This window comes from Fibrella aquatica, from assembly GCF_041321135.1.
Classification (GTDB): domain Bacteria; phylum Bacteroidota; class Bacteroidia; order Cytophagales; family Spirosomataceae; genus Fibrella; species Fibrella aquatica.
In genome coordinates this window covers 1-26,259 of the sequence record NZ_JBGGWF010000016.1, presented here as the reverse complement: position 1 = coordinate 26,259, position 26,259 = coordinate 1, and the positions used below count along the sequence as shown (strand labels likewise).

At 51.0% G+C, this 26,259-nt stretch carries 21 protein-coding genes and 1 pseudogene; 17 read left to right on the top strand and 5 right to left on the bottom strand.

Annotated elements, in window-relative coordinates; genetic code table 11:
- The first annotated feature begins 2 nt into the window (after positions 1-2).
- The 11 genes from ACAW87_RS23675 (at position 3) to ACAW87_RS23625 (ending at position 12,999) form a co-directional block, all read left to right on the top strand.
- Positions 3-782, top strand: coding sequence for a hypothetical protein (locus ACAW87_RS23675; RefSeq protein WP_370726131.1), 780 nt, complete (start codon positions 3-5; stop codon positions 780-782).
- Positions 783-814: 32 nt separating this feature from the next.
- Positions 815-1,336: a DUF3347 domain-containing protein gene (locus ACAW87_RS23670; protein WP_370726130.1), complete on the top strand. Its 522-nt coding sequence runs from the start codon at positions 815-817 to the stop codon at positions 1,334-1,336.
- A 71-nt stretch (positions 1,337-1,407) separates the two neighbouring features.
- On the top strand, positions 1,408-1,989 hold the full coding sequence (locus ACAW87_RS23665) for a helix-turn-helix domain-containing protein (protein WP_370726129.1): 582 nt from the start codon (positions 1,408-1,410) through the stop codon (positions 1,987-1,989).
- Positions 1,990-2,026: 37 nt separating this feature from the next.
- Positions 2,027-3,211, top strand: coding sequence for a TolC family protein (locus ACAW87_RS23660; protein WP_370726128.1), 1,185 nt, complete (start codon positions 2,027-2,029; stop codon positions 3,209-3,211).
- Complete coding sequence (locus tag ACAW87_RS23655) at positions 3,208-4,899, top strand: efflux RND transporter periplasmic adaptor subunit (RefSeq protein ID WP_370726127.1); 1,692 nt, start codon at positions 3,208-3,210, stop codon at positions 4,897-4,899. The genes ACAW87_RS23660 and ACAW87_RS23655 overlap by 4 nt, the downstream gene beginning before the upstream one ends.
- Before the next feature lie 28 nt (positions 4,900-4,927).
- Entirely contained in the window at positions 4,928-5,938 is a 1,011-nt protein-coding gene (locus ACAW87_RS23650; protein WP_370726126.1) for a DUF8832 domain-containing protein, read from the top strand.
- 64 nt (positions 5,939-6,002) lie between these two features.
- The gene (locus ACAW87_RS23645; RefSeq protein WP_370726125.1) at positions 6,003-9,233 is read left to right on the top strand and encodes an efflux RND transporter permease subunit; all 3,231 of its coding nucleotides are present in this window, start codon (positions 6,003-6,005) and stop codon (positions 9,231-9,233) included.
- A gap of 1 nt (position 9,234) precedes the next feature.
- The gene (locus ACAW87_RS23640; RefSeq protein ID WP_370726124.1) at positions 9,235-10,455 is read left to right on the top strand and encodes a glycosyltransferase family 61 protein; all 1,221 of its coding nucleotides are present in this window, start codon (positions 9,235-9,237) and stop codon (positions 10,453-10,455) included.
- A gap of 206 nt (positions 10,456-10,661) precedes the next feature.
- Positions 10,662-11,465 carry an adenylate/guanylate cyclase domain-containing protein gene (locus ACAW87_RS23635; RefSeq protein ID WP_370726123.1) on the top strand — a complete coding sequence of 268 codons (804 nt, stop codon included), beginning with the start codon at positions 10,662-10,664 and terminating at the stop codon, positions 11,463-11,465.
- Positions 11,462-12,451 carry an adenylate/guanylate cyclase domain-containing protein gene (locus tag ACAW87_RS23630; RefSeq protein WP_370726122.1) on the top strand — a complete coding sequence of 330 codons (990 nt, stop codon included), beginning with the start codon at positions 11,462-11,464 and terminating at the stop codon, positions 12,449-12,451. Before ACAW87_RS23635 ends, ACAW87_RS23630 begins: the two co-directional genes overlap by 4 nt.
- 14 nt (positions 12,452-12,465) lie before the next feature.
- Complete coding sequence (locus ACAW87_RS23625; protein WP_370726121.1) at positions 12,466-12,999, top strand: Pycsar system effector family protein; 534 nt, start codon at positions 12,466-12,468, stop codon at positions 12,997-12,999.
- 6 nt (positions 13,000-13,005) lie between these two features.
- Here ACAW87_RS23625 and ACAW87_RS23620 read toward each other — a convergent pair whose 3' ends face one another.
- The gene (locus ACAW87_RS23620) at positions 13,006-15,174 is read right to left on the bottom strand and encodes a heavy metal translocating P-type ATPase (RefSeq protein ID WP_370726212.1); all 2,169 of its coding nucleotides are present in this window, start codon (positions 15,172-15,174) and stop codon (positions 13,006-13,008) included.
- A 505-nt stretch (positions 15,175-15,679) separates the two neighbouring features.
- Between ACAW87_RS23620 and ACAW87_RS23615 the strand changes: the two genes are divergently transcribed.
- The 5 genes from ACAW87_RS23615 to ACAW87_RS23595 all read left to right on the top strand — a co-directional run bounded on the left by ACAW87_RS23615 (position 15,680) and on the right by ACAW87_RS23595 (position 21,163).
- Positions 15,680-16,309, top strand: coding sequence for a helix-turn-helix domain-containing protein (locus tag ACAW87_RS23615; protein WP_370726120.1), 630 nt, complete (start codon positions 15,680-15,682; stop codon positions 16,307-16,309).
- A 137-nt stretch (positions 16,310-16,446) separates the two neighbouring features.
- Positions 16,447-18,708, top strand: coding sequence for a heavy metal translocating P-type ATPase (locus ACAW87_RS23610; RefSeq protein ID WP_370726211.1), 2,262 nt, complete (start codon positions 16,447-16,449; stop codon positions 18,706-18,708).
- 42 nt (positions 18,709-18,750) lie between these two features.
- A complete protein-coding gene (locus ACAW87_RS23605; protein ID WP_166694077.1) occupies positions 18,751-18,972 on the top strand; it encodes a heavy-metal-associated domain-containing protein in 222 nt (73 codons plus the stop codon).
- A 148-nt stretch (positions 18,973-19,120) separates the two neighbouring features.
- On the top strand, positions 19,121-19,648 hold the full coding sequence (locus tag ACAW87_RS23600; RefSeq protein ID WP_370726119.1) for a DUF305 domain-containing protein: 528 nt from the start codon (positions 19,121-19,123) through the stop codon (positions 19,646-19,648).
- Between the two features lie 24 nt (positions 19,649-19,672).
- Positions 19,673-21,163 carry a hypothetical protein gene (locus ACAW87_RS23595; RefSeq protein WP_370726118.1) on the top strand — a complete coding sequence of 497 codons (1,491 nt, stop codon included), beginning with the start codon at positions 19,673-19,675 and terminating at the stop codon, positions 21,161-21,163.
- 95 nt (positions 21,164-21,258) lie between these two features.
- Here the strand turns inward: ACAW87_RS23595 and ACAW87_RS23590 are convergent, their stop codons facing one another.
- On the bottom strand, positions 21,259-21,849 hold the full coding sequence (locus ACAW87_RS23590) for a DUF305 domain-containing protein (protein ID WP_370726117.1): 591 nt from the start codon (positions 21,847-21,849) through the stop codon (positions 21,259-21,261).
- Between the two features lie 31 nt (positions 21,850-21,880).
- Positions 21,881-22,504, bottom strand: coding sequence for a DUF305 domain-containing protein (locus ACAW87_RS23585; protein WP_370726116.1), 624 nt, complete (start codon positions 22,502-22,504; stop codon positions 21,881-21,883).
- A gap of 187 nt (positions 22,505-22,691) precedes the next feature.
- On the opposite strand from ACAW87_RS23585, the pseudogene ACAW87_RS23580 reads away from it, so the two are divergent.
- A pseudogene (locus tag ACAW87_RS23580) lies at positions 22,692-23,940 on the top strand (type II restriction enzyme NmeDI-related protein).
- A 132-nt stretch (positions 23,941-24,072) separates the two neighbouring features.
- Here ACAW87_RS23580 and ACAW87_RS23575 read toward each other — a convergent pair.
- Entirely contained in the window at positions 24,073-24,801 is a 729-nt protein-coding gene (locus ACAW87_RS23575; RefSeq protein ID WP_370726115.1) for a LytR/AlgR family response regulator transcription factor, read from the bottom strand.
- The gene (locus ACAW87_RS23570) at positions 24,801-26,210 is read right to left on the bottom strand and encodes a sensor histidine kinase (protein ID WP_370726114.1); all 1,410 of its coding nucleotides are present in this window, start codon (positions 26,208-26,210) and stop codon (positions 24,801-24,803) included. The genes ACAW87_RS23575 and ACAW87_RS23570 overlap by 1 nt, the downstream gene beginning before the upstream one ends.
- Positions 26,211-26,259: the final 49 nt, after the last annotated feature.

The window sequence follows — 26,259 nt, the reverse complement described above, 5'->3', positions numbered from 1 at the left end:
TGATGAACCGTACCTGGCACATACGCATTCGTAAGACCCACCGGTATCTGGGGCTATTTATCGGCATTCAGTTCCTGCTCTGGACGGTAGGTGGCCTGTATTTCAGTTGGTCGAACCTCGACGACATCCACGGCGATCACCTTAAACGCCCGGCTGCCGGTTTTTCGGTCTCGCAGTTGCTGGTTTCACCATCGGTTCCCTTACAGGCATTGGAGCAAAAAAGCATTGATTCGGTACTAAGCATCAACCTCATAGAGGTAAGAAACGAACCGGTATACCAGTTGAGTTACCGAATGCACCACAAAGATGGCCACACAATGACGCAGACGCAGTTGGCCAATGCCAGGACGGGGCAACTACGGGGCGAATTAACGCAGGCCGAAGCGACGGCGTTAGCCCAACAACGCTTTGCTGGCTCATCGGCTGTTGAACGTATCGAGTACCTGACGACAACCAATAGCCACCATGAGTACCGAGAAAAACCTCTGCCCGCTTATGCCATCACGTTCCGGCAACCAGCTCATGCAACGGTTTATGTAGCGGCTCAACTGGGTACGGTGCAAAGTGTGCGAACCGACCCCTGGCGCATTTTCGACGTACTCTGGATGCTCCACACGATGGATTACGAAGGCCGCGACGATTTTAATAACGGGTTACTCCGGGCTTTTTCGGTACTGGGCCTGTTGACCGTCGCATCCGGCTTTACGCTGTATTTCATTTCATCCCCCCAATTACGGCGCAAGCCTAAACGGGGGAACAATCCATTGATTACCAACGCTTAAAATCAGTTTGAAAAAATAAATTTCATTATATCATGAAAGCCATACGATTGACAATTGCCGCTGTAACCCTGTCACTAAGTTCCTTCATCGCGTCGGCGCAGACTACCGCCCCGGTACTTACGGCCTATTACAACGTGAAAGATGCCTTAGTGTCTACCGATGCAGCCAAAGCCAAAACCAGCGCAGCCGAGTTAGTAGCCGCCCTTGGTAAAGTGAATGCAGCCAACCTGTCGGCTACCGATAAAAAGGCAATGGCAACGGCAAAAACCAAAGCGGCTGACATCAGCAAAAGTAACGACGTGGACACGCAGCGCGAAGCCTTTGAGGGCCTCTCGACCAGCATGATCGCGTTGGCAAAAGCCACCAAACCCGCCAAGCGGATGGCCCGCTCCGGCCGGTCCGCCGGTGCGGTACCGGCCCCAACTTACGTGCAATTCTGTCCAATGGCGGCTGACGGAAAAGGTGCGTCCTGGCTCAGTGACAAAAAAGAAGTACGTAACCCCTACTACGGCGACAAGATGCTGAAGTGCGGATCAGTAAAAGAAGAAATTTAAGCCGACCCGCTGATGCGGTTAAACCACCCCGAAGATTCCGATTAGGCGGTCTTTGGGGACACTTACAGCCGATGGCCCTACAGGAACTCTTTATAAAAAACATGGTGTGCGACCGCTGTATCTGGGTCGTGCGTACCGAACTGGAACGGCTGGGCTTTTCGGTGGCACGGGTCGAATTAGGCAAGGCCGTGATTGAGGACCGGACCGACGCTCAGTCACCTCCTGACTTAACCATCATTAGCCCGATGCTTGAGCGGCACGGCTTCTCCCTATTAACCGATAAAACGACCCGTGTCGTTAATCAGGTTAAAACGCTGATTATTGAGTTGATTCAAAGCGGTCGTATCGCCGAATTGCGGACAACATTGTCTGATTATTTATCCGACAATGTTGGGCTGGACTACGCGCACCTGAGTCACCTGTTTTCAACAACCGAGAATCTGACTATTGAGAAGTTCTGGATACTTCAGCGGGTCGAGCGGGCCAAGGAACTGCTGAGTTATAACGAAATACCCATAAGCGATATCAGTAAACAACTGGGATATAGCAGTGTAGCGTATCTGACCAATCAGTTTAAGCAAATAACGGGCCTGACCCCAGCCGCTTATAGAAACCAACATACGGCTGACCGCAATCCGCTGGACTGGATATGATTCAACGTCAACACCCTGTTCTCTTACCTGTTTTTTCATGAAACGACTGATTTTTCTATGTATCGGCTGGGGGTTTGCACTGCCTGGTGTTGCCCAGAAAACGGTCTCCGAAACAGAGGTCATTGATCTCGTTCTGGCCAATAGCCCGGCGATTCGGGCGGCTGATCTGAGCATTCGTCAGTCGGACCAACTGCTGAAAGGGGCTTATTCTATACCGAATCTGGATGTGTTTACCGACAGCCCAAGCGGTGAATTCTACACCATTGGCGTGAACCAGTCGTTTCAGTTGCCCACGGTTTATAAACGGCAGTATGACCTGCAAAAAGGGCAAACTGGGCTGGCTCAGGCCGAAAAACGAATTACTCAAACCGACATCCGATTCCGGGTACGTACCCTCTACCTGGCTCTGCAATACGCCGAAGCCCTTCGGCAACAGTATCAGTTGCAGGACAGTGTGTATAATCAACTTCGGGTAACGGCGGGTCGGCAGTTTGTGGCCGGGCAAATCGACTATCTCGCCAAAGCCTTCGCCGAATCGCAGGCGGGAGAAGTCAGAAACCAACTAGCGCAGGCCACCGCCGATGTGCAAACTGTTGTCCGGCAGTTAGGGCGGCTATCGGGTCGTAACGAACCCATTCGGGTGGACGGATTGGTGCGAAATCAAGCCGTTTTCGCGCTGGGTAATGCCGATTCGGTAGCAGTGGGGCAGAATCCGGCGCTGGCTTTTTTGCGACAGACCGAGGTCATCAGTGAACAGCAAATTAGATTAGAACGCGCCCGGTCGTTGCCCGGAATCATGGTCGGCTACTACAATCAGTCGTCGCGGGAAACGCCCACCCAACTCCGGTTCCGATTCGGGCTGACGCTGCCCGTCTGGTTTGGGCAGTATCGAAGCCGCACGGTGGCCGCCCAAACGGGGTTGCAACTGGCCCGGCAACGTACCTCGGCGCAAGTGCAAACACTGTCGGTGGATCTGCAACAGGCGCAGGGCGATTTTGAGAAATTCAGGGCCTCCCTCGACTACTACGAAACGACCGGACTTCGGCAGTCCGACGACCTCATCAACACTGCCCGGCGACTGTTTGGGGCCGGACAAAATGACTATGTAAGTTTTCTGCGAACTATCAACGATGCGTACGCCATTCGCTTGCGCTACCTGGATGCGCTTAGGAGTCATAACCAATCGCTGTTGACGATCAACTATTTAACGGGAAATCTATGAGCAAGCTAACCTTATTCACGGCCCTGATCTGGCTGCTAGCCGGTTCGCCACCAGCGACAGCCCACGGGGGTGAAGATCACGGGGCAGCAACCGCCCCTACCGGCAAGGGCATGACATACTTTACAAGTCAGGCCATCTCGGACAAATACGAATTAGTATTGCACTACGAGCCATTGGAAGCGGGTGAAACGGGCAAACTACGCCTGTACATCAACGAGTTCGACAACAACCGACCCGTGGAGGGAGCAACGCTGAAACTGAGTAGTCCTGAAGCCGATAAGCTGGCATTGGCCGTAAAACCAATCGGAAAAGGTATTTACGAACTAAGCGGGACATTTCCCGCCAAAAGAACCTACAGCCTCACCGTGAGCCTGAACGCCGTGCCGGGTGCCGACCTGTTGCTGTTGCCAGGCATCGAGGTGGGGAAAGACCTGCCGGTAGCTACTGCATCGGCTCCCGCCACCACGTCCACCCATTGGTACGAAAACCCTTACCTATTGGGGGGGGGCGGTTTGCTTCTCGGCATGATCCTGATGTTTTTACTGATGCGAACCCGCAACCGGCGCATGGCAGCGGGGGGGGTGGTGCTGTTTTGTCTGTTGCCAACGGCCAACTGGCAACCCGCCACGGCCCACGGTGGCGAAGACCATGGCGCAGGAGCTACCGGGGGTGGAGCCGCGTCAGGTACGTTTGCCGTTCCGAAAGAGACTCAGTTTTTGTTCAACATCCTGACTCAGCGTCTAGTAACGGGGGAACAGGCCCAAACCACTACTGTGGCCGGTACCGTCATTCCGTCCTCCACGGGGCAGGCCGTGGTGCAGTCTCCGCAGGTAGGCCGCTTAACGTCGCTGTTGGTTCGGGTGGGGCAAACGGTGAGCAAGGGGCAGACGCTGGCTATTGTGGAGCAAACGATTGATGCAGCTACTCAGATTAACCTCCAAGCCGAGCGCAACAATTTACAATCCGAACTGGAGGTAGCCCGTAAAGACTATGAACGGCTTAAAACCATAGAAGACATTGCCGCTAAGCGAGACATCACCGCAGCCGAAGCCCGCCTGAACCGGGCGCAGGCCAACCTGAAGGTTTTCAATAGTATTGCTCAAGGCGGTCGGGGCAATGCCCGTTCCATTGCCTTGCGTGCCCCTGTAGGGGGCATTGTCGGGCCATTTACGGCGGCTATTGGGGCCACCGTGAACGTGGGCGAAACGTTGTTTACCATCACCAATCTGGGCACAATTTATATTGAAGCCCAGGTATTCGATAAAGATTTGGCGGTGCTTCGGCAGGCAAAAGCCTTCGGGGTTGAGGGAGTGAACGATGCGGGCAAAAGGGGGGTAGCCCGACTGCTGTCACAGGCGCAGACGATCAATGCCTCCAACCAGTCGCAGCGGTTGCTGTTCGAGATGGGCAACGCAGGCGGGAGCTTCAAAATCGGCGAGTTTGTCACCATCCGGGTACAGTCGGCGCAGGGGACGCGGGGACTGTCGGTTCCCAATGCAGCCATCAGCGAAATGAACGGCAAGCCCGTCGTATTCATCAAGGACGCGCCCGAAGTAGTCAGCCTGGCTTACGTGACAACGGGAGCCGACAACGGGCAGTTTACCCAAATTCTTAGCGGTGCTGAAGCCGACGAGCGGGTGATTGTCAGTGGCACCTACCAGGCCAAAATGATTTATTTAAATCAGTAATGTTTTTCAGTACAACCAATCGATAACCATGAATAACCAGGTAAAAACAATAGCTGTCGTTTTGATGGCTCTGAGTACGAATTTGTTTGTAAGTTCCTGCAACCAGACTGATAAATCCGAATCGACTACCGAAACCACCGCTGTTAACACGGCTGGCACGACCGACGCAGATGGTCATGAACACAGTGGCGAACATACCTATGCCTGCCCGATGCACCCCGAAGTGACGGGCAAAGAAGGCGATATGTGCCCCAAGTGCGGCATGAAACTCGAACACAACGACAACGCGGGCAAGAGCAACGGTAAGACGTACCTGATGAATTTTAAAGCCAACCCTGCTACTGTAGAAGCGGGTAAAGCGGCCCTGTTTTCGTTTACGCCAGGGGTGAAGGGCAGCGAAAGCGAACTCGTCCCACTTGAATTGCACCATGAAAAGAAAATTCACCTGATCGTGGTCTCGAAAGACTTGTCGTATTTCGAACACATTCACCCCGATTATCAGGCATCAGGCAGCTACGACATTTCGGTGTTACCAGCGGGCAAAGCCTACTCGGAAGGGCCGGGCAAAAACGAAACGCGCTTTCCCAAAGGCGGAGACTACATTCTCTTTGCTGATTATATGCCCACCGGCGGCAACGCTCAGTTGGAGAAGATAAACCTCTCGGTTGGTGGCACACCCTACACGCCCGTCACGTATTCAGCCCCTAAACTCAGTTCGACGGTAGATGGATATACGCTCGATCTGGTGCCGGAGGGTGGCACGTTTGAGGTCGGCAAACTGGCTCATATTCAGGGTGTACTGAAAAAAGGCGGTAAGGAACTGGATGCCGCGACGCTCGAAAATTATTTAGGAGCCAAAGCACATATGGTCGTGGTAGGTATCGACGACAAAAACTATCTGCACGTTCACCCCGAAGTGAAGGACGGCAAATTCGACCTGCACACCACCTTCGAGAAAGCGGGTGTCTATCGGGGCTGGGTACAGTTCCAGGCCGATGGCAAAGTCCGCACGACCGATTACGTGATTATTGTGAAGTAATAGTAATCCTCCGGCCCCTCTCCGCAAGGGCGGACCGCTTCAACGGAGAGGGGTATTTTTCGCTATGCTCAATCGACTCATTCATTTCTCGCTGGCCAACCGCCTGTTCGTGGTGGCGTTTGCCGCTTTAGTGCTGGTTTACGGGGTCTACACGGTTGTCAACCTGCCCGTCGATGTATTGCCCGACCTTAACCGGCCCCGCGTGACGGTGTTTCTGGAAGCCAACGGCCTGGCTCCCGAAGAACTTGAAACGCAGGTAATTCTGCCCGTCGAAACGGCCCTCAACGGCTCGCCGGGGGTCGAAATTGTGCGGTCGGTGGCCTCGCCGGGGCTGGGGCTGGTGTTTGTGGAGTTTGGGTGGGAGACTGATATTTACCGCGCCCGGCAACTGACCGCTGAAAAACTCCAGACCGTGCAACTGCCTACCGGCATTACGCCCGTGATGGGGCCGATCAGCTCCGTGATGGGCCAGATTATGCTCGTGGGCCTGACGGCGGACACCACCAGCCCCGCCGACCTCCGCACACTAGCCGATTTTACGATTCGTCGGCGGCTGATGAGCATTGGGGGCGTGGCCCAGGTGATTCCCATGGGGGGCGAACGGCGGCAGTATCAGGTACTCATCAGCACAGCTAAACTCCGGCAATATGGCCTGACGATTGACGACGTGGATGCGGCTATGCAGGGCACCAACCAGAACACCACGGGCGGCTTTTTCGACCGTTACGGCTCCGAAGTACTGATTCGGAATGTGGGCCGGGTACAGTCGCTGAGTGATTTGTCGGCCACGGTGGTGGCCAACCGAAATGGCCTGCCCGTATTGCTCTCGCAGATTGCCGAGGTTAAATCTGGCGGAGCGATTAAGCGGGGCGATGCCAGCGTGAACGGCAAGCCTGCCGTGGTTCTGACCGTTGAGAAACAACCGGGGGCCAGCACCGTTGACCTCACTAAAAAGGTGGAAGCGGCCCTGGCTGAGTTGCAAAAAACGCTGCCGGGCGATGTCAAAATAAACCCAAACCTGTTTCAGCAACGGCACTTTATCGAGACCTCGCTTCAGAATGTCGAGGATGCGTTGCGCGATGGGTTTATCCTGGTCGTGATCGTACTGTTTCTGTTTCTGTTGAACTTCCGCACCACGATTATCACGCTGACAGCCATCCCGCTCTCGCTGGTGGTCTCGGCCATTATCTTCAAAGCCTTTGACATCTCTATTAACACACTGACCCTCGGCGGGTTGGCCATCGCCATTGGTGAGCTGGTGGACGATGCCATCGTGGACGTGGAAAATGTGTTCCGTCGGTTGCGCGAGAACCGGCAGTTAGACGTACCCAAACCGACGCTCGAAGTGATCTACCGGGCGAGTGCCGAAGTCCGAAACTCGATTGTCTATGCCACGATCATTGTGGTGCTAGTTTTTATTCCGCTGTTTTATATGCAGGGTATCGAAGGCCGTATTTTCGCTCCGCTGGGCATCGCCTACATTACTAGTATCGTGGCTTCGCTGGTCGTGTCGCTCACCGTTACCCCTGCTCTGTGTAGCTATTTACTGGTTAACCCCAGCCGCCCGATCCGGTGGCAATTCTGGAAAAAGCGCCGGCAGCGGCCGACCGCCGTTACCCTAACCGTTGAGGATAATGAGGAGCACGAAAGCGGATTGGTGCGCTGGTTGAAACGGAAGGATACGCGCCTGTTGCACTGGGGCTTGGCGCGACCCCGGCTCATTATGGGCGTGGCCGTTGCCCTCATTCTGGCCGCAGCAAGTTTAGTGCCGTTTTTCGGAACGGAGTTTCTCCCGCCTTTCAACGAAGGTTCCTTCACGATTAACTTCTCCGCCCCAGCAGGTACGTCGCTGGCCGAGTCGAACCGGATTGGCGTAGTGGGCGAGAAGCTGCTCATGCAGGTGCCGGAAGTGCAATCTGTGAGTCGGCGGACGGGACGGGCCGAACTGGACGAACACGCTGAACCGCCCGCCAACTCCGAGATTGAAGTCGATCTGAAACCTTCGGAGCGTTCACGCGAGGCTATTTTGGCCGACATCCGCCAGAAAATGGATCAGTTGAAAGGCGTAACGGTGAACATCGGGCAGCCCATTTCGCACCGGCTCGACCATTTACTGTCGGGGGTACGGGCGCAGGTGGCCATCAAACTCTTTGGCAATGATCTAAACGAACTCCGCACCAATGCCGACCGGATTCGGCAGGTAATTGGTGCTATACAGGGGGTAGTCGATGTGCAGATTGAAAAGCAGGTGATGGTGCCGCAGTTGGTGGTTAAACTTAAACGCGATGCCCTGCAACGCTACGGGATTCAGGCGGGCCGCGTGGCCGAAAACCTGGAGGTATTTTATAACGGTAAAGTAACAGGGCAGGTACTCGACGGGCCTAAAACATTCGACATTCTGCTTCGGGTTGAGAACGACGAGCGGATTGATATTGAGCGGATTAAGCGCGCCGAGATCAGTGATTCGCAGGGGAACGCCATTCCGCTGGAGCAAGTGGCTGATATTGCCTATACCAGTGCCATCAACTCGATTTCGCACGAGAATACACTTCGCCGAATCGTGATTTCGTGCAACGTGCAGGGCCGGGACTTAGGCAGTACGGTCAGGGAGCTACAAACAAAAGTGGCGCAGGACGTGAAGTTGCCAACCGGTTATTTTGTGCAGTACGGCGGTCAGTTCGAGAGTCAGCAGGAGGCTACCCGGCTGATTGGATTGCTCAGTATCTTTTCCATTCTGGGCATTTTTCTGGTTCTCTACAGCCACTTCAAATCGTCGCGTATTGTCCTGCAAATCATGCTTAACGTGCCGTTGGCCCTGATTGGCAGCGTAGTAGCGGTGATGCTGACGGGCGGCACGTTTTCGGTGGCCACGCTGGTGGGTTTTATCACCCTGACGGGTATTGCTTCCCGCAACGGCATCATGATGATTTCGCACTACATCCACCTTATCGAGCAGGAGGGCGAAACCTTTTCGGAACACATGATTATCCGGGGTTCGCTGGAACGGCTGGTTCCTGTGCTGATGACCGCTTTGGTAGCCGCGCTGGCCCTGATTCCGCTCACGCTGGATGCGTCGGCGGCTGGCAAGGAAATTCTGTATCCGGTAGCCACAGTCATTTTGGGTGGGCTGCTGTCGAGTACGCTGCTTGACATCATTGTTACGCCGGTGGTGTTCCATCAGTTCGGCAAGCAAGCGTTGGAGACGTATTTCAAAAACCAAAAACAGGCCCATTTTGGGATGGGCGACGCGCCCAAAGATGCCGTTCCGTTTGCCGAACCGACTAAGCTTACCTAACATGACTGCTACTCCACCCACATACTCCCCAATAGCCTGGTACGTAACCTGGTTGAGTCGGCTAAAACTCGTTCGCCGTATTCCTGCTAAACTGGCTAAACTGGTGATAAGCAAAGGGTCCCGTTGGTACTATCGTCGATTGGGGTTTCAGTTTTTAGATAAACCACAAACAGCCTATCAGCTTGAACCGTATCAGCGCTTGACTTACCCACCTAATTCACTCTCGCTCGCTGAAGTCGCTGACCTGAGTGATCCTGCCAGGGTGTATTTTCCTGCCATACAGTCAGAAACTGAACCTGTTTCCGTATGGATTTTAGGCCAGTTCAATGGAACGCTTCGGCAACTTCCCTATGGTGGAATTTGCAGTCGGAAGTTTATTTTTTGTCTGGATATCAACACGGATGACTTTTACCGAAACGTCCTCCACCGAAAGAAACGCCAGCCAGTCAGCACCACAACCCTGATTGCTCCCTGGAGTCATTACCTGGATGGCGTGGTTTGGGGCGGTTATTTTGACTTCGTGATGTTAGTGGCGGGAAAGTTATGCCGGATAAAAGAAACCATTCCTGAAACCACGTTCAACGAAGCCATCGTCGCTTATCCCCTATTCAACACCGCTTACGAACGGGAATACCTTTCCTTACTAGAGATAGACGCAGCCCACATCGTGGACAGCCGCACGACGCAGATAGGTTTTAAGCAATGTGTATTGGCCAACACGGGTCATTGGTTTTATCCGAACAAAGCGGACATCGACGCACTCCGCAAATGCATCTTACCCAAGCTCTCTCCCCCGACGGGTAAACGTAATCGGGTGTACATAAGCCGGTCGGGGCGACGGCGGGTGCTCAATGAATCGGAGCTACTTGACCTGTTGCGACGCTATGACATTGAGTTGATCGAAGATAAGCCGCGTTCAGTAGCTGAACAGGTGGCTATCTACCAAAATGCCGAGTTCATCATTGGTCCACACGGGGCCTCGTTAGTCAATATTCTCTGGTGCCAACCGGGTACCCATCTGTTCGAGTTGTTCGCTCCGACTTATTTCCCCGATTTCTACCGAAATATAGCTGAGCAACTGGGCCTTCGCTATTCCGCTTACTTTCACGGCCCGGCAGGAACGGGAGGGTGGGCAGAAGGATTAGAGGCCGATATGTACGTGTCAGTGGATGAGCTGGATCGGTGTTTGGAGACGATTTTACTCACCAACCGCTTGGACTAAATCTATGTATGGTAATAGAGATAAGAATGGGATTCTAAAAAGTCATAGTAAGAGGTTGTGTTATCACCACGTAAATATGATCGCTCAACAGACATTGGGCACACGGTTCAGAAAACTTTACATGAGGTGGTAAAACCGTAACAGGCGAGGGAATGAGCATCTACACAGAATGATTCGGAGTAGTGTAACTTATTGCTAACAAAACTTTGTTACAAGCTGCGGAGCATTCTTTGTTATCTATGCCAAACCTTTCCCAAATTCAAGCCCTACACAAACGGTTTAAGCCAGAAAGTCAGTTTGCAATGTTAGGCGATGTTTCGTCGATCTTGTTGAAGGAGTCGATCAACCCAAACCGTCTCGAAAAAGCTTTTCTGTCGATATCGAGTCGACTAGGAATTGACTTCGAGACTTATTTCGAGTTGGGCCTTGATGCAGATGTAGCCCTTCTTTACATAGACATATGCTCCTTTTCAAGCCGTTACGCAGAACTTTCGTCAGAAGATCTTTCAGATTTCTTAGATGAATACTATAATTTAATTATACCGATCATATATGAATATGGTGGCGAAGTAGATCGTATTATGGGCGACGGCATCGTCGCTGTTTTTGGTCCTCCGTTTCTTGATGGTGACTTATACAAAGGCATCTACAAAGCGTTTTGTTGTGCTTTGCACGTAACTGGTTTAACTAATAATACGCAATTCTTCTCAAAGGTGGCCCTTCATGCTGGTAGTATTCGATACTATCGCAACAAAAGCAGTTACTACCCTGAGTACACAATTATCGGAAAACCAATAACTGAATTATACCGGCTTGAATCAGTGGCAGAGGACCGAACGGTTACCTACTACGGCAAGTCTGCTGTTGACAAATTGATTGAGAAGATTCGATTAGAAAGACCAGATGTCTTAACAGATAAAGGACTTTTATCATTCATCGGCCCGGTGATTTTGAAATCTCCCCTAAAAGGCGTAAATTATAGTAGTACCAAAAGTATCATTCGACAATGAGTGTAAAATCTGTACTTCAGGATGTTGCCATTGAGATTCAAGATATTCTCAGCACAGACTTTCAGTTCAATGTCTCTGCGACGAACGACGTACCTGGTTTCGATGACCCAGGATTGACGTTTGGAACAGGCCAAACTAAGCGGGCCAAGAAGTTAGAAACCTGCGTTCTGTTTATCGATATTCGCAACTCTACCCAACTTAATCTTCGTCATCAACCCGTCACATTAGGGCGGCTCTATACTGCGTTCACAAAAACGATGATAACCGTAGCTGACTTTCATGGTGGGAAAGTCAGAAATATCATTGGGGACCGGCTAATGGTTGTATTTCCCAAAGATGCCTGTTTTACCTCCGCTGTCCATTGCGCCATTACAATGAACATGGTATCTCGCCAAATTAATGAGCAGTTCAAGGCAAATGATTTTTCCTGTGGAATTGGTGTGGATTACGGTGAAATGTTAGTTCTTAAAACAGGTTTATACAGGAGAGGAGAAGAGCGCAACACCAACCGTAATTTGGTCTGGCTTGGTAAACCAGCTAACATCGCATCGAAATTAACTGATTTAGCCAATAAGGAAATTAAAACGTCTAAGGTGAATGTCGCCTATAAATCGTTGCTCTCGATTTTAGGCCGTCCTTTTGGCGGATTAGGCAACCGCTCCCTTAACCCGTTATTTGGTACAACCCAAGATCGTCAGTTTACCTTCAAGAATTCGTATGAGCCGGATGAATTTGTCAAGCGACTCGCTTGGTTCGAGTCCGCTAAGACTTTGAGCTACAAAGGAGGAGAGCTACAAAGTTTTCATGTCGAGGAAAGCACAACGCTGACAGCACCGATTCTCATTACGGAAGCTGTTTTTAATGGATACAAGGCTCACAACTCGAACGCGAATGATGTGGTTCAGAAATGGTGGAAGCCCCAAAGTGTGTCAATACCTAATTTTAAGGGTCAGGTATATGGCTCAGGTTTAGTATGGAAAGTTTAATTAATTGAAAATCAATGAGCGAAGATCTAAAAACCATTTTCACGAACGTAAACGATTGGCTCAAATACGCCGAGACAAAAAACGCGACTCTGACTGCGTTCAACGGAGCAGCCATCTTTGGCTTTTTACAAGCATGGAGCATACTACCCCATGAAATTATCACGATAAATATCTTGCTCCTGGCAGTATCCAGCCTATTCGCAATCATTTCGTTTACCCCCCAACTTTCCCGCATTCTAAAACGGTCACAAATTAGCACCCAAGATTGGCTCAATGTAAAAAGCAATATCAATCTACTGTTCTTTGGGGACCTCTCCAGACTGTCTACATCTCAATTCATAGAACTATATGGCGAACAATCTCAGCAGACGCTTCCCTACCAGCCATCAGCCATGGACCACAATCTAATTGATCAGATCCTCATCAACTCCGGAATTGCTTTAAATAAAAACCGCTGGTTTAGATCTGCCGTTCGCATATCTATAGTAACCATTCTCCTTGATCTGCTCTTTGCCTCCCACTTGATTTTTAACTGGCTTAAGCTGTAATGTGACTTAAGGTGTGTTTAAGTTACGCTTCAGCAACTGCGCGTTCAGGGCTACAATTACTGTACTCGCACTCATTAAGACGGCACCCAGGGCCGGGCTGAGCACAAAATTGGGGTAGAGTACCCCGGCAGCTAATGGAACGGCAATCACATTATAACCCGTTGCCCAAAACAGGTTCTGAATCATCTTGCGGTACGTTGCCGTACCAAATTCAACCAGGTTAGTAATGTCGGTGGGTTTGCTGTTGACCAAGATGATGTCAGCGGTTTCGGCGGCTACGTCGGTGCCAGACCCTACAGCGATGCCTACGTTAGCCTGTGCTAAGGCGGGGGCATCATTCACCCCGTCGCCGGTCATGGCTACAAATTGGCCTTTCGCCTGTAAGTCCTTGACGATGGTTACTTTCTGGTCGGGCAGCACCTCGGCAAACACGCCATCCAACCCCAATTCGGTAGCAACAGCATCGGCTACTTGCTGGTTATCACCGGTGGCCATGTAAACCTTGATGCCCGACTCCTGCAAGCGTCGAACGGCCTCTTTGGAATCATCCCGGATGCGGTCAGCTAAGGCAATGTACCCCATCAGTTGGTCGTTTATCAGCACGAACACCACCGTTTCGGCTTTACTTCCAGTTGCATCGGCGGGTAGTTCAATCCCTTTTTCTTTCAGATAGCCAGGACTGACGACCACAACCGATTTTCCGTTTGCTGTGGCTGAAACGCCCTTGCCCGTAATGGATTGAAAGCCGCTGATTGGTGGCAGCGCTACGTTCCTTTTCTGGGCTTCGCGAACAATGCCCTGAGCAATCGGGTGTTGTGACTGTTGTTCCAAAGCGGCTGTCATCCCCAACAAAGTAGCCTCATCCATACCTTCAGCTAACATCTTGATGCGGGTAACGCCAAACTCCCCTTCGGTCAACGTACCTGTCTTGTCGAAGACCATTGCGGTAATTTTTCGGGCTTCCTCAAAGGCAGTCCGGTTGCGAATGAGTAACCCCTTCTGGGCTGAGATGGCCGTTGAGATGGCTACGACCAGCGGAATGGCCACACCCAGCGCGTGGGGGCAGGCCGTAACCATAACCGTAACCATCCGCTCGACGGCAAAGGCAACGTCTTTACCCAGCCAAAGCCAGGTTACGAGCGTGATTAACCCCACCGACAGAGAGATAATGGTCAACCAGCCCGCTGCCCGGTCAGCCAGCGTCTGGGTTTGCGATTTCGCGGTCTGAGCCTCTTCGACCATTTTGACCACTTTGTTGAGGTAGCTATCCTCTCCCCGATGAGTGACTTTAATTTTGAGCGACCCTTCTCCGTTGACTGCTCCGGCAATAACCGTGTCGCGTTCGGTTTTCTGCACCGGTACACTTTCACCCGTCAGCATACTCTCATTCACCGCACTATTCCCCTCGACCACTTCACCATCCGTCGGAATGCGTTCGCCGGGCCGGACCAGCACCACATCGCCAACGGTCAGCGACGTAACGTTTACGTCGTTGATGGTATCGCCATTCACTTTGTGGGCATCCGAAGGCAGCATTTGTACGATCAACTCTAAAGAGCGTGAGGCTCCAGCAACCGATCTCATCTCGAAATAATGCCCCAGCAACATAATGTCGATCAGGGTGGCCAGCTCGAAGAAGAAATCCATACCACTTAACCAGCCCACCAGCACGACAATGCTGTAAACGTAGGCAGTTGTGATCGCTACGGCGACAAGGGTCATCATTCCTAACTGCCGATTTCGCAGCTCACCTACCATACCCGTCAGGAACGGCCAGCCGCCATAGCCATAAATGATGGACGCAAGCACCAGCACAACTCCATTTCGGTAGGGGAAATCAAGGGTATAGCCTGTAAGATCGCGAAACATCATCGACAGCAGGACAACCGGCACCGACAGAGCGAGACATACCCAGAACCGCCGTAAAAAATCGGCAATCATGGCCTCGTGATCATGCCCCCCTGATCCGTGACTCATGCCCGCATGGTTCATTTGGCTATGATTCATCCCGGCGTGATTCATCGACTCATGTTCCATCCCGATTCCGCCCTGATGCTGTTCGGGATTGTCGGGGCTACTGTGTCCATCGTGGCCGATGTGTTGTAGGGCTTGCTGTTCAGCGGGCGATTCGGCAGCAGACGCTGGGTGGTTGCCATGCGTCTCATGATTATGCATTTGATCGACAGGCGACTTGCTTGCCTGACGGTGGGTGTGGATGGGGGCCGGTTCATCATTGATTTCCATCACGTGAAATGACCCAACCGTCGACACTAATTGCTGTATGTCGGCAACGGAAGGATGCTGCTTAACCGTCAGTATGGCTTCGGGTGGGTCAATTGTCAGCAAGGCATCGATGATGCCCTGCTGACCAACCAGCCTGTTTCGGATAGCTTCGGACTGCTCGGTGGTCGTCAAGCCGTGTATTGTGTACCGGTGCTGGTATGTCATGTTCCTAATTGTGTTAGCTCTACTTGCCCATTCTGATAGCGCAAAACACGCTGCCTTATTCTATTTAACTCGCTGAATGCTAAAATGGAGCGTACTACAAAAATTCTGCAAGGGCAAGCCCGAATTTTGCAAGCCCTGTCATCGCTCATACGCATAGCTTTGTTTGTTACCGTATCGGTACTCACCACTCGGCGATCCGATGAAGTAGTGCCTCATAGAGATGGAGACAACAATGACAAAAGTGGTTCAACCGGAGGACCAGTACGCTGGTAACTCAGAATACCAGTCGGGTTTGCTACGAATCCGGGGCATGGTGTGTGCCCGGTGCATCGATGCTGTTAAGAACGAACTAACCCTGGCTGGTTTCGATGTTCTCGATGCGCAGTTAGGACAGGTGACGTTACATGACCCTTTAAGCTCGAATGACCTTGATCGTATTCAATCTGTTTTATCGAAGCAGGGATTTAGTCTGCTTGAAGGCCAGCAAAAGGTGAGTATTCACCAGCGAACCAAAACGTTTGTCGATGCCTATTTCGCACAGGCTGTTGACCTGAGTGAAAGCAAAATGCGGGTATCAACGCAGATTCAAAACGCCTTGGGCCTGGATTATGACACCATCAGCGGGCAGTTCACAAAAACGGAGGGCATCACGTTGGAGAGGTATATCATTCTCAGGCGCATCGACAAGGTGAAAGAATGGTTGGTGTATTCGGACGAGTCACTTACCGAAATTGCCCACCGCACGGGTTACAGTAGTGTGCAGCATCTCTCCAGCCAGTTCCGACAGCAGACCGGTTTGACACCTTCTTATTTTCGTCAGGTACGTCAGCAGAAGAAAGCCGTGCAGCAGGGAACCGAGTAAGCAGGTGCAGTCAAAGCCCTGATGGTGCGTCATCCTGAGCGAATTCCCCTTGAAATCTCACAAACGGTCGGGGTAATTATATAACGAAGCGGGTAGCAGGTACGGCGACCTTTGTCAAACAAATTGACAAAACGATGATGACGACCCAGCCCATCACGGCTCATACAACATCCGCAACTACGGCTAAGCTAAATCACCAAACGTTCCCGGTACTGGAAATGACCTGCGCGGCCTGCGCCGTCAGTGTCGAGTCGATGCTGACCAATACGCCCGGCGTTGTGAAGGCCGCCGTGAACTACGCCAATCAGTCGGCTACGGTCGAGTACGATGCCCTGGTAATTACCCCGGCCGGGATGCAGCAGGTTCTGCAATCCATTGGCTACGATCTGGTGGTTGATGTGGAAGACCCACTGGCCGTTCAGCGGGAAGCACAACAGCGGCACTACGAATCGCTGAAAAAACGAACCTTGTGGGCAGGTATTTTGTCTGTGCCGGTGGTCGTTCTGGGTATGTTCTTCATGACCACGCCCTACGTTAACTGGATTATGATGGCCCTGTCGGCTCCGGTGGTGTTCTGGCTGGGGCGATCTTACTTTGTGAATGCCGCGAAGCAGGCCCGTCACGGTAAGGCCAATATGGATACGCTGGTGGCCCTTTCAACCGGGATCGCCTTTGTCTTTAGTGCCTTCAATACGCTGTATCCTCAGTTCTGGCACAGCCAGGGGTTGCACCCTCACGTTTACTTTGAAGCCGCTGCGGTGGTCATTGCCTTTATTTCATTGGGCAAACTGCTTGAAGAGCGGGCTAAGTCGAATACCTCGTCGGCGATCAGGAAACTAATGGGTCTGCAACCCAAAACGGTACGTATTGTCGAGGAGGGTAGCGAACGAGAGTTGCCCATTGCTCAGGTACGTGTCGGGCAGGTGATCGTGGTTCGTCCGGGTGAGAAGATTCCGGTAGATGGCGTTGTCGAATCAGGTACGTCGTTTGTCGATGAAAGCATGATTTCAGGAGAGCCGGTGCCGGTTGAGAAGCGGGTTGGCGTACCAGTTTTTGCCGGGACTATCAATCAGAAAGGGGCGTTCCGCTTCACGGCACAGAAAGTGGGCGGTGAAACCGTACTGGCGCAAATCATTCGCATGGTGCAGGAAGCACAGGGGAGCAAAGCACCCGTTCAGAAGTTGGTGGATAAAATCGCGGGCATTTTCGTGCCGATAGTAATTGGTATTGCCTTGTTGACATTCGTGGTTTGGATGCTCATTGGAGGGGAAAACGCACTCACCCACGCGCTATTAACCTCTGTGACGGTGCTGGTCATTGCGTGTCCCTGTGCGTTGGGGCTGGCCACGCCCACGGCCATCATGGTTGGCGTAGGGAAGGGAGCCGATAACAACATCCTTATCAAAGACGCGGAAAGTCTGGAACTCGGTTACAAAGTCAATGCCGTCGTACTGGATAAAACCGGCACCATTACGGAAGGTAAACCGACCGTAACGGATCTGGTCTGGCAGGTGGGCGACGATGAGGCAACTCACCTCTCGTCAATACTGTACGCGCTGGAAGCCCAGTCTGAACACCCACTGGCCGATGCAGTAGTCGAGCGGCTGCGAACTAATGGCATCAACGGAATGACTCTTGAAGGATTCGAGAGTTTGACAGGTAGGGGCGTTTCAGGTCGCTACGGAAATAGGACATATGCCGTGGGTAACGCCCGGCTTTTAATTGAGCGTGGTATTGTGGCTGATCCGGCCGTTCATCAGTTGGCAACTGGCTGGCAAAACGAAGCGAAAACGGTTGTGTATTTCGCCGATCAGACACGCGTTCTGGCGGTGCTGGCCATTGCCGACCCGGTAAAGCAAACGTCCCGCGAAGCCATTGATACGCTCACAAAACGGGGTATTGCCGTGTACATGATGACCGGCGACAATCGCCAAACCGCCGAAGCCGTGGCCAAAGCCGTTGGCTTGAGTGACTTCCGGGCCGAGGCCCTGCCCGCCGACAAAGCCGCATTCGTTAAAGAACTTCAGGCAAAGGGCAAGGTAGTGGCCATGATCGGCGATGGTATCAACGACTCGCAGGCTCTAGCACAGGCTGATGTCAGTATTGCCATGGGACACGGCTCCGACATTGCGATGGACGTAGCCAAGATGACACTCATCACTTCCGACCTGAACAGCGTACCAAGGGCATTGCAACTATCGAAAAAAACGGTTCAGGCCATCCGGCAGAATCTGTTCTGGGCATTCATTTATAACCTTATTGGCATCCCGATAGCAGCCGGGCTATTATACCCGATTAACGGCTTCCTGCTGAACCCAATGATTGCCGGGGCAGCGATGGCCCTCAGCTCGGTGTCGGTGGTGAGCAATAGCCTGCGACTGCGGGCAGCAAAATTGTAATACCTGACTTTTGCATTCAATCAAACCGAATAACAACCAATTATGGAAACCTTGAATTTCAAAACTAACATCAAATGCGGTGGGTGTATTGCCGCAGTCACGCCCTATCTGAATGCCATTGAGCAACTCGATGGCTGGAATGTGGATACGGCCAATCCCGACAAAATTCTGACCGTGCAGACTACCGATAACCGAATCGGTGAGGTGGTAAAGAAAGCCATTGAAAAGGCGGGGTATAAGGCCGAACCGATTGCAAGGCCGTAGCGACGCGAAGCGGCCCACGGTTCGCCGCTGCGGTGCCGTCCGACCTGATTTCCAAAAGTTTTGCAACCATACGGTCTGAATCTTGTAAGCAAGCCCGGCAGACGCTGGGCTTGCTTATTTGTTTTAATGATACTCAACGAATTAAATTATGGAAGCGCATAAACAACACACGGGCCACGCCCAATCTTCTCAGTCTGGTCACGCTATGTCCAGTCATGGGGCTGCCAATGGGCAACCGTATGGAAAGCTGGCTATCATGGGTGTCCTGTCCTTTATATCCATGTACGTCCTGATGTATTCGATGGTTGACCAATTTGCCAACGTCATTCCGAACGTCAACCAGCTCTATATGGCCGGCCTGATGACGATGCCCATGATTATCATTGAAGTCCTGCTGATGTCGGCGATGTACATGGATAAACAGCGCAACGCCATCATCATCGCCGTGAGTGCGGTAGCTCTCGTTGGCTTTTTTCTGTTCATCCGCCAGCAAACGGCTGTATCAGATCGGCAGTTTGTCAAATCCATGATCCCGCACCACGCGGCTGCTATTCTGATGGCCAAACAAGCTGATTTGAAAGACCCAGAACTTATTAGGCTGAAAGACGAGATTATTACGGCTCAAGAAAAAGAGATTCAGCAAATGAAGACCAAGCTGGAAGAGTTAAATCAGTAGGAAGCGATCTTTAAAATCAACGTTATGAAATTTTTATCGACCCTATTCCTCTGTTGCTGGCTAATACTACCCGTTGCAGCTCAACATCAGCATACGCCCGGTATGAAGGCAATGGCCTCCGATACCACCCGACCTACTTCGGATACACCAAAAAAAATGTCATCGACAGCCAAGCCGATGGACCATAGCCAAATGAATCACGGCACAATGGATAACATGGCTGGCATGAACCACACAATGGGCGATTCATCCGGCATGATGATGACACACTCGTTTTCACGCAACCTACCAATGAACCGTAACGGTTCAGGTACGTCCTGGCATCCCGACAACACGCCAATGTATGCCTACATGAAGCACGGCAAAAGATGGAGCTACATGGTCCATTACAGCGTGTTTTTGCGGTACAACAGCCAGAACACAAACAACCGGGATAAACGGGGCAGCGACCGGCAGTTCGATGCGCCAAACTGGTTCATGGGCATGGCGCAACGGCAAATCGGTCAGCGGGGTTTGCTACTGGTCCGGGCTATGGTGTCCTTGGATGCGTTGACGGTTGGAAACGGTGGGTATCCACTCTTGTTCCAGTCGGGGGAGTCTTACAAAGGACAGCCGCTGATTGACCGGCAGCACCCGCACGATTTGTTCTCTGAATTATCCATTGGCTACACCCACGCCTTTAGTAGAGACATCGACCTGTATGGCTACGTGGGGTATCCCGGCGAACCAGCGTTGGGGCCACCCGCTTTTATGCACCGCATTTCTACGTTTAACAATCCCGATGCGCCATTGGGACACCATTGGGAGGACGCTACCCACATTCTGTTTGGGGTGGCAACGGCTGGTTTCCGCTACAAGTGGGTTAAGTTGGAAACGTCCCGGTTTACAGGCCGGGAACCTGATGAGCAGCGGCTGAACTTCGACCGTCCCCGTTTCGACAGCTATTCATATCGTATTTCGGTCAACCCCTCCCCTTCGCTGGCTCTGCAATTTTCACAGGGGTACATCAAAAGCCCGGAAGACCTGCACCCCGAAGACAACACGACCCGTACAACGGCTTCGGTGTTGCATAGTGTGCCGCTCGGTAGCCGGGCTGACCACTACGTTACTTCAGCCTTTGTGTGGGGGCTCAACAATTCGCACGGCACGGGAGAACAAGCTTTTCTGGCCGAAAGCAGTTTGCAAATGGGCCGTACCGCTTTCTACGGTCGCTATGAAAACGTTGGCAAGTCGCCCGAAGAAATTGGCCTAGAAGCGGAGATACCTAACCAGAGCGTATTGGTCAACAACGCCCTGACATTGGGGATGAACTACCGGATCATTCAATATGCCAGCACCGATTTAGTCTTAGGCGCACAGCTAACAGGCAATATGCCTGAACGGGCGTTGCAACCCTACTACGGTAAGTTTCCCCTTTCCGGTGAAGTTTATCTCCGAATTACGCCCTCTGTGATGGTCATGAACATGATGCGGGGAATGAAGAACATGGGTGGTATGCAGCACAACATGAAGTAGAGGAAACATCGCCGTTCAACAGGCAACCTAAAACAACAAGACCCAACCTTCTTTATGATCGGTTGGGTCTTGTTATTGGCAAATGGCAAACTGAATTATACTTTCAGGCTTGCCTCCAGTTTCTTCAACTCGGCAATTTCTTTGGTCTGCACCTTAATAACGTTATTGGCCATCATTTTCATCTTCTCGGTTTTAGCTTCCTTCAGGAATGCCTTAGCCATATCCACACCCTGTTGATGATGTTGCGCCATCATACTGGCAAAATCATGATCGGTTTTGCCATTCATCGAGTGAGTCCCGCTATGCATGATATCCATACCCATCTTCCCTACTTTCGACGAGGATGACATTGGTTTATGGCTACTCAGGAACTGATCAAGTTCCTTAATCTCCATCTGGTTGGTAGACTTGATCCGGGTTGCTAATGCCTTTACTTGCGCGTTAGTCCCCTGCTTAGTTTCCAGGTCGGCCATATCGACGGCCGACTGGTGATGCATTTTGAGCATAATAGCGAAATCATGATCGGCGTCGCCGGTCATTTTCATGCCCATCATCTTGGTCATACCCGATTGCATAGATTTCATCATGGCATTGCTGGCTGATGATTGGCCACTTTGAGCAAACATAGGCTCGGTTAAAGCAAGTACTGTGGTCAACACAGCGGCACTTATCAAATGTGATTTCATTACCATAAACGTTTGTTAAACAATGTATTGGTTAGTAATTTTTGTTGGTTTTCAGCCAGTCTTGCAGCATACCAATTTCTTTCTTCTGGTCCTCAATGATCTTGGTTGCCATCTGACGGGTCTGGGCATCATCGCCGAATTTAAGCTCCGACATTGCCATTTCCAGGGCACTCTGATGGTGATCGATCAAAAGCTGGGCATAGTCCACATCCGAGTCACCCGTAAGGATACGGACATCCTGCGCCCGCATCATTTTCATCATTGACTCCATTTCTTCTGCATTGTACGTTGGACCGGCCGCAATGGGAACTGGCGTGTGCGCCTGTAGGAATTGACTAAACTGGCTGATTTCCGAAGTTTGGGCGGTGATTACTTGTTCCGCCATCGTCTTCATAGCCTGGTTATCGCCAGATTTAAGTTCTTCGTTTGACATATCAATGGCCCCCTGATGGTGCATCCGCATCATCATCGAGAAATCGTGGTCAGGGTCATTAGTATCCACCATTTTGTCCATCTCTGCCATCATGCGATGGTTGATTTGTTGATACACATTGGCATCATGGGCCTGCGGTTGTAGGCCTTCTTTGGTGTCGCAAGCCAGCATGATCCCTGCCAGGAACAAGACAGACGTTGCCCGTTGAACTGAGTTTTCCATATAAGTTGAGTGCGCTTATTGCGTCTTTGATTAACCGCCGACTACCCAGACTGGTTGTTACAAGATTACCCCTATAGGATTACAGAATTTTTAGTATAGTGGACAGCATCTGTTGTCAACGATAGCTTTGCAAATCGGTGTACATTGTTCAACTTAGCCATTTATTAATGGCTCATTGATCCTCTCTATGCCTACTTCTTCTCTAACTGGCCTCATTGACGATTACAAACAGAATCCTGATCTGACGTATCAAAGCTGGTTTCTCCACAATGAAGACCGCCTGAAAGCGTTCCGTTCTATCCGGCGCGGGGTGTTACAGGTTATCAGTGATATTAAAGACGGTTCCTTTCCCAACGACTTCAAGGGTAGTTCCCTCGAATTTGTGCTGAGTTGCATCACCGAGCAGAAGCAACTATTTGAGGGAGCATCCCACCCGTTTTACTGGAAACCGAAGCTACGCATCCCGGATATTTACGAGAACCAGGACCATAAACGGTATTTCGGCCAGTTTCTGGAATGCTGCCTGAAGGCAATAAAGCCCGAAACTATTGTGAGCGAGATAAAACGGCTTGATGCGTACAAGATTAAGGGCTTAGGGCCTGCCGTAGCCAGTATCCTCTACTTCCTGCATCCGACCTGGGTGCCCCCCTTCAATACGGCTATCATCAACGGATACAACCGGCTTTTTAACGAGAAACGTAAGCTGGGGTCGTGGTCGGAGTATTTAGCTATTCGGGACAAGATGCTGGCGGTAAATACTGAATACCGGCACATTTTATCGAATGACTTAGGCGCGTTGGCGGGCCTGTTATTCGAGGTTGGAGCTGGCAATGTACTGGTGCCGGGTTTAGCCGACCAACCTGTCGTTGAGCGCGAAAAAATCGAAAAACAACTATCTAAACGTCACAAGGAAATCGCCAATGAACAACAGGAGGAGCAAACGCACAGCGAGATGCAGTATCATCTGCTGACCATTGGGCGTGCATTAGGGTACGATGTCGCGGCTGCCCGAAACGATATGTCCCGCCAATACAACGGTCATTCGTTTTCGTTTTTGAGCCTGCCCAGCTTACCTACGCTGCCCGTTGCGCCTGAAACCGCTCAAACCATCAGTCTGATTGACATTGTGTGGCTGGAGAAAGGCACGGGGCGAATTATCTGCGCCTTCGAGGTTGAGAAAAGTGCGTCGATCTACTCTGGTATCCTGCGCCTGACCGATTTAAGCTGCTTCCTGCCCGACCACGCCACGACGTTATATTTAGTCGTTCCCAACAGCCGACGCAATGAAGTTGAGATGCAGCTAACCCGTCCTTCTATCAAACAGACCAACACACCTCCACTATATACTGATGTCGGAGCTACGTACCCATTGCGACGCACTGAGCAAGTTTGGGGACAGCCACCAGGTATTAGCGAAAATTGCATGGGCGGTATAAACCTGTTGATTACACTAGGACACCAACTCTAATCAAAAAGCCACGCCCATAGATTCTGAGCGTGGCTTTTTGATAAATGATTAATTCGGTACAGTCCTAACCAAAAAATGAATGGTTGATCAGTTGCGATTCTTATTTCTTCATCACTTTATTCTCAATTAGGGTAATAAACTCTTTACGATACGTCTCACCAATCGGGATTTCGTGAAGCTTGCCCTCCCTAAGGATACTGATTGAATCTTTATTGATCAACTCGGCCTTGTTAACAGGTATGATGAACGATTTGTGAATGCGGACAAATTGATGTTTAGGAAGACGAGTCATCATATCACTAATGGTCAAAGCGGAGTGGAATCGATTGGTTTCCGTGTTGAACCAAATACCATTTCGCTCACTTTCAACCCAGCATATATCGTCAAAATTAACCCGCTGTAAGCTGCCATCGACGCGTACAAACGTGTAGTTGTTTGTCAGAGCAGTATCTTCTCTGACGAGCACTTCCAAAAGCTGTTTAGCTCGCTGAACAGCTTTCGTAAAATGCTCAAACGGATAGGGTTTGTGGAGAAAATAAATCGCGTTGTGCTCGTAGCTGGGTAAGGCATACTCAGGATGGGCAGTGGTAAAGATATAGCGCTGTGAATCGCCCATGATACGGGCAAAGTCCAACCCATCGAGGGCATGATTGGGCATCTCCATGTCCAGAAAAACGATATCTACTTTTTCTCGCTCCAAGTATAAAAGCGCATCATCGGGATTGGTGAAACTGGCTTTGAGGTGCAACGTCGGCACTTTTTCAATGTATTTGCGAAGCTGATTCACACAAAGTTCCTCATCATCAAGTATTAAACAGGTCATGGCCATCAGTTGAGTAATATCAGGTTACAAGAAAACGTGTCATCCGTCTCATTGGTATCAAATGTGTAGTTGGTGTATGCACGTTCGATCCGTTGACGCGTGTTGGTGAGCCCGATGTTATGGCTCTTAAACCGCTGTTTTTTGTTTTTCAGATTAGTGGTAAAAAACTCGATACGATCCTCTTTCGCCTTGATGTCAATCACGAAGGGATGCGCCGGTTGAGTCATATTGCCATGTTTAAAGGCATTTTCCACCAGTCCAATGAGAATAAAAGGTAGTATGTTCTTGGATTCCACATTGCCGGTAACGGTGAAGTTCATGCAAATAGGATAGCGTAGTTGGTGTAGACTGATAAACTGCTTCATGTAATTGATTTCCTCCGACAGTGGGGCCGTAGTAAAATCTTCTCGCATGCTGTAGCGCATGATTTCTGATAACTTGATAATCGAGTCGGCCAGCTCCGGATCCACTTCCTGTGACCTGATATAGAAATAGTTCAGGGTGTTATATAGAAAGTGGGGGTTAACCTGGGCTTTCAGCGCCTTTAGTTCAGTGCTTAATGTTTCCTGTTGTTGCAGTAAACGGCGTTCTTCAGCCACTTTGGTGGCCTCGATGGCATCTTTTATATCGTCGGTTACCTCCGGTATAATCTTGAAAAGGTCGAGGGCTACACCGGCAAAAAAGTAAGCAGTGGCAGTAGCCACCCCGATAAAAATGATCCAGGTATTGAAATAGCGCGAAGCCTGGGGCGGATTGAGGTGATTGGCTCTAAGAACAGCCTGCCGCTTAAGCGCCCAGGCTTGTTGTTGACCCAGCGCCTTTTCGTAGCGAACGGACTCCACCGGTGTCAGGTAGTTAAAGCGATACGTATACCCTAGCTTCCCAAAGGTTACCCATGTCAATATCACGATCACCACCAGCGACCAGGTGATCATAGCCGTCCTGCCCAGGATAATGGCGGCCAGCACAATCAATGAGTGGGCAAAGGCAAAATCGGCCAGTAGTGAATCTGTCGATGGATTGCCAATACCCATAGTGTTAACTACACTTAAACACATCACCGATACCAGACTGGTCCAGCGCAGCGTCTGCTCAACGCGCGAGTCGCTTCTTAGTTTGGAGGAATCCAGCCGTTTCCCCAGTATCGTTACGTGATTTGTTTTCAAGGTAACGAAGGTGAAAATTCCCGAAACGAGGTTAGCTAACCCAACAAAGCCGTAAACGAACCATAACCGGTTGTCAGGTACGTACAGACCCGTGGCCATTTTTTCGCTGATCAGATAGATGGGGGTTAATAGCAGGTAGGTGACGTTGATTACGTATATCAATCGGCGCTGAACGTTGGAGAAGGGTCGGGTCAGTTTCAGCCGTGAACGTTCTAGTAAATGTTTTAACTGCGTTTCTGCTTGATTCATTGGGCGGTGGTTTACTGCTCTTTTGTATTAGCTGAATGAAGTCTTGCCA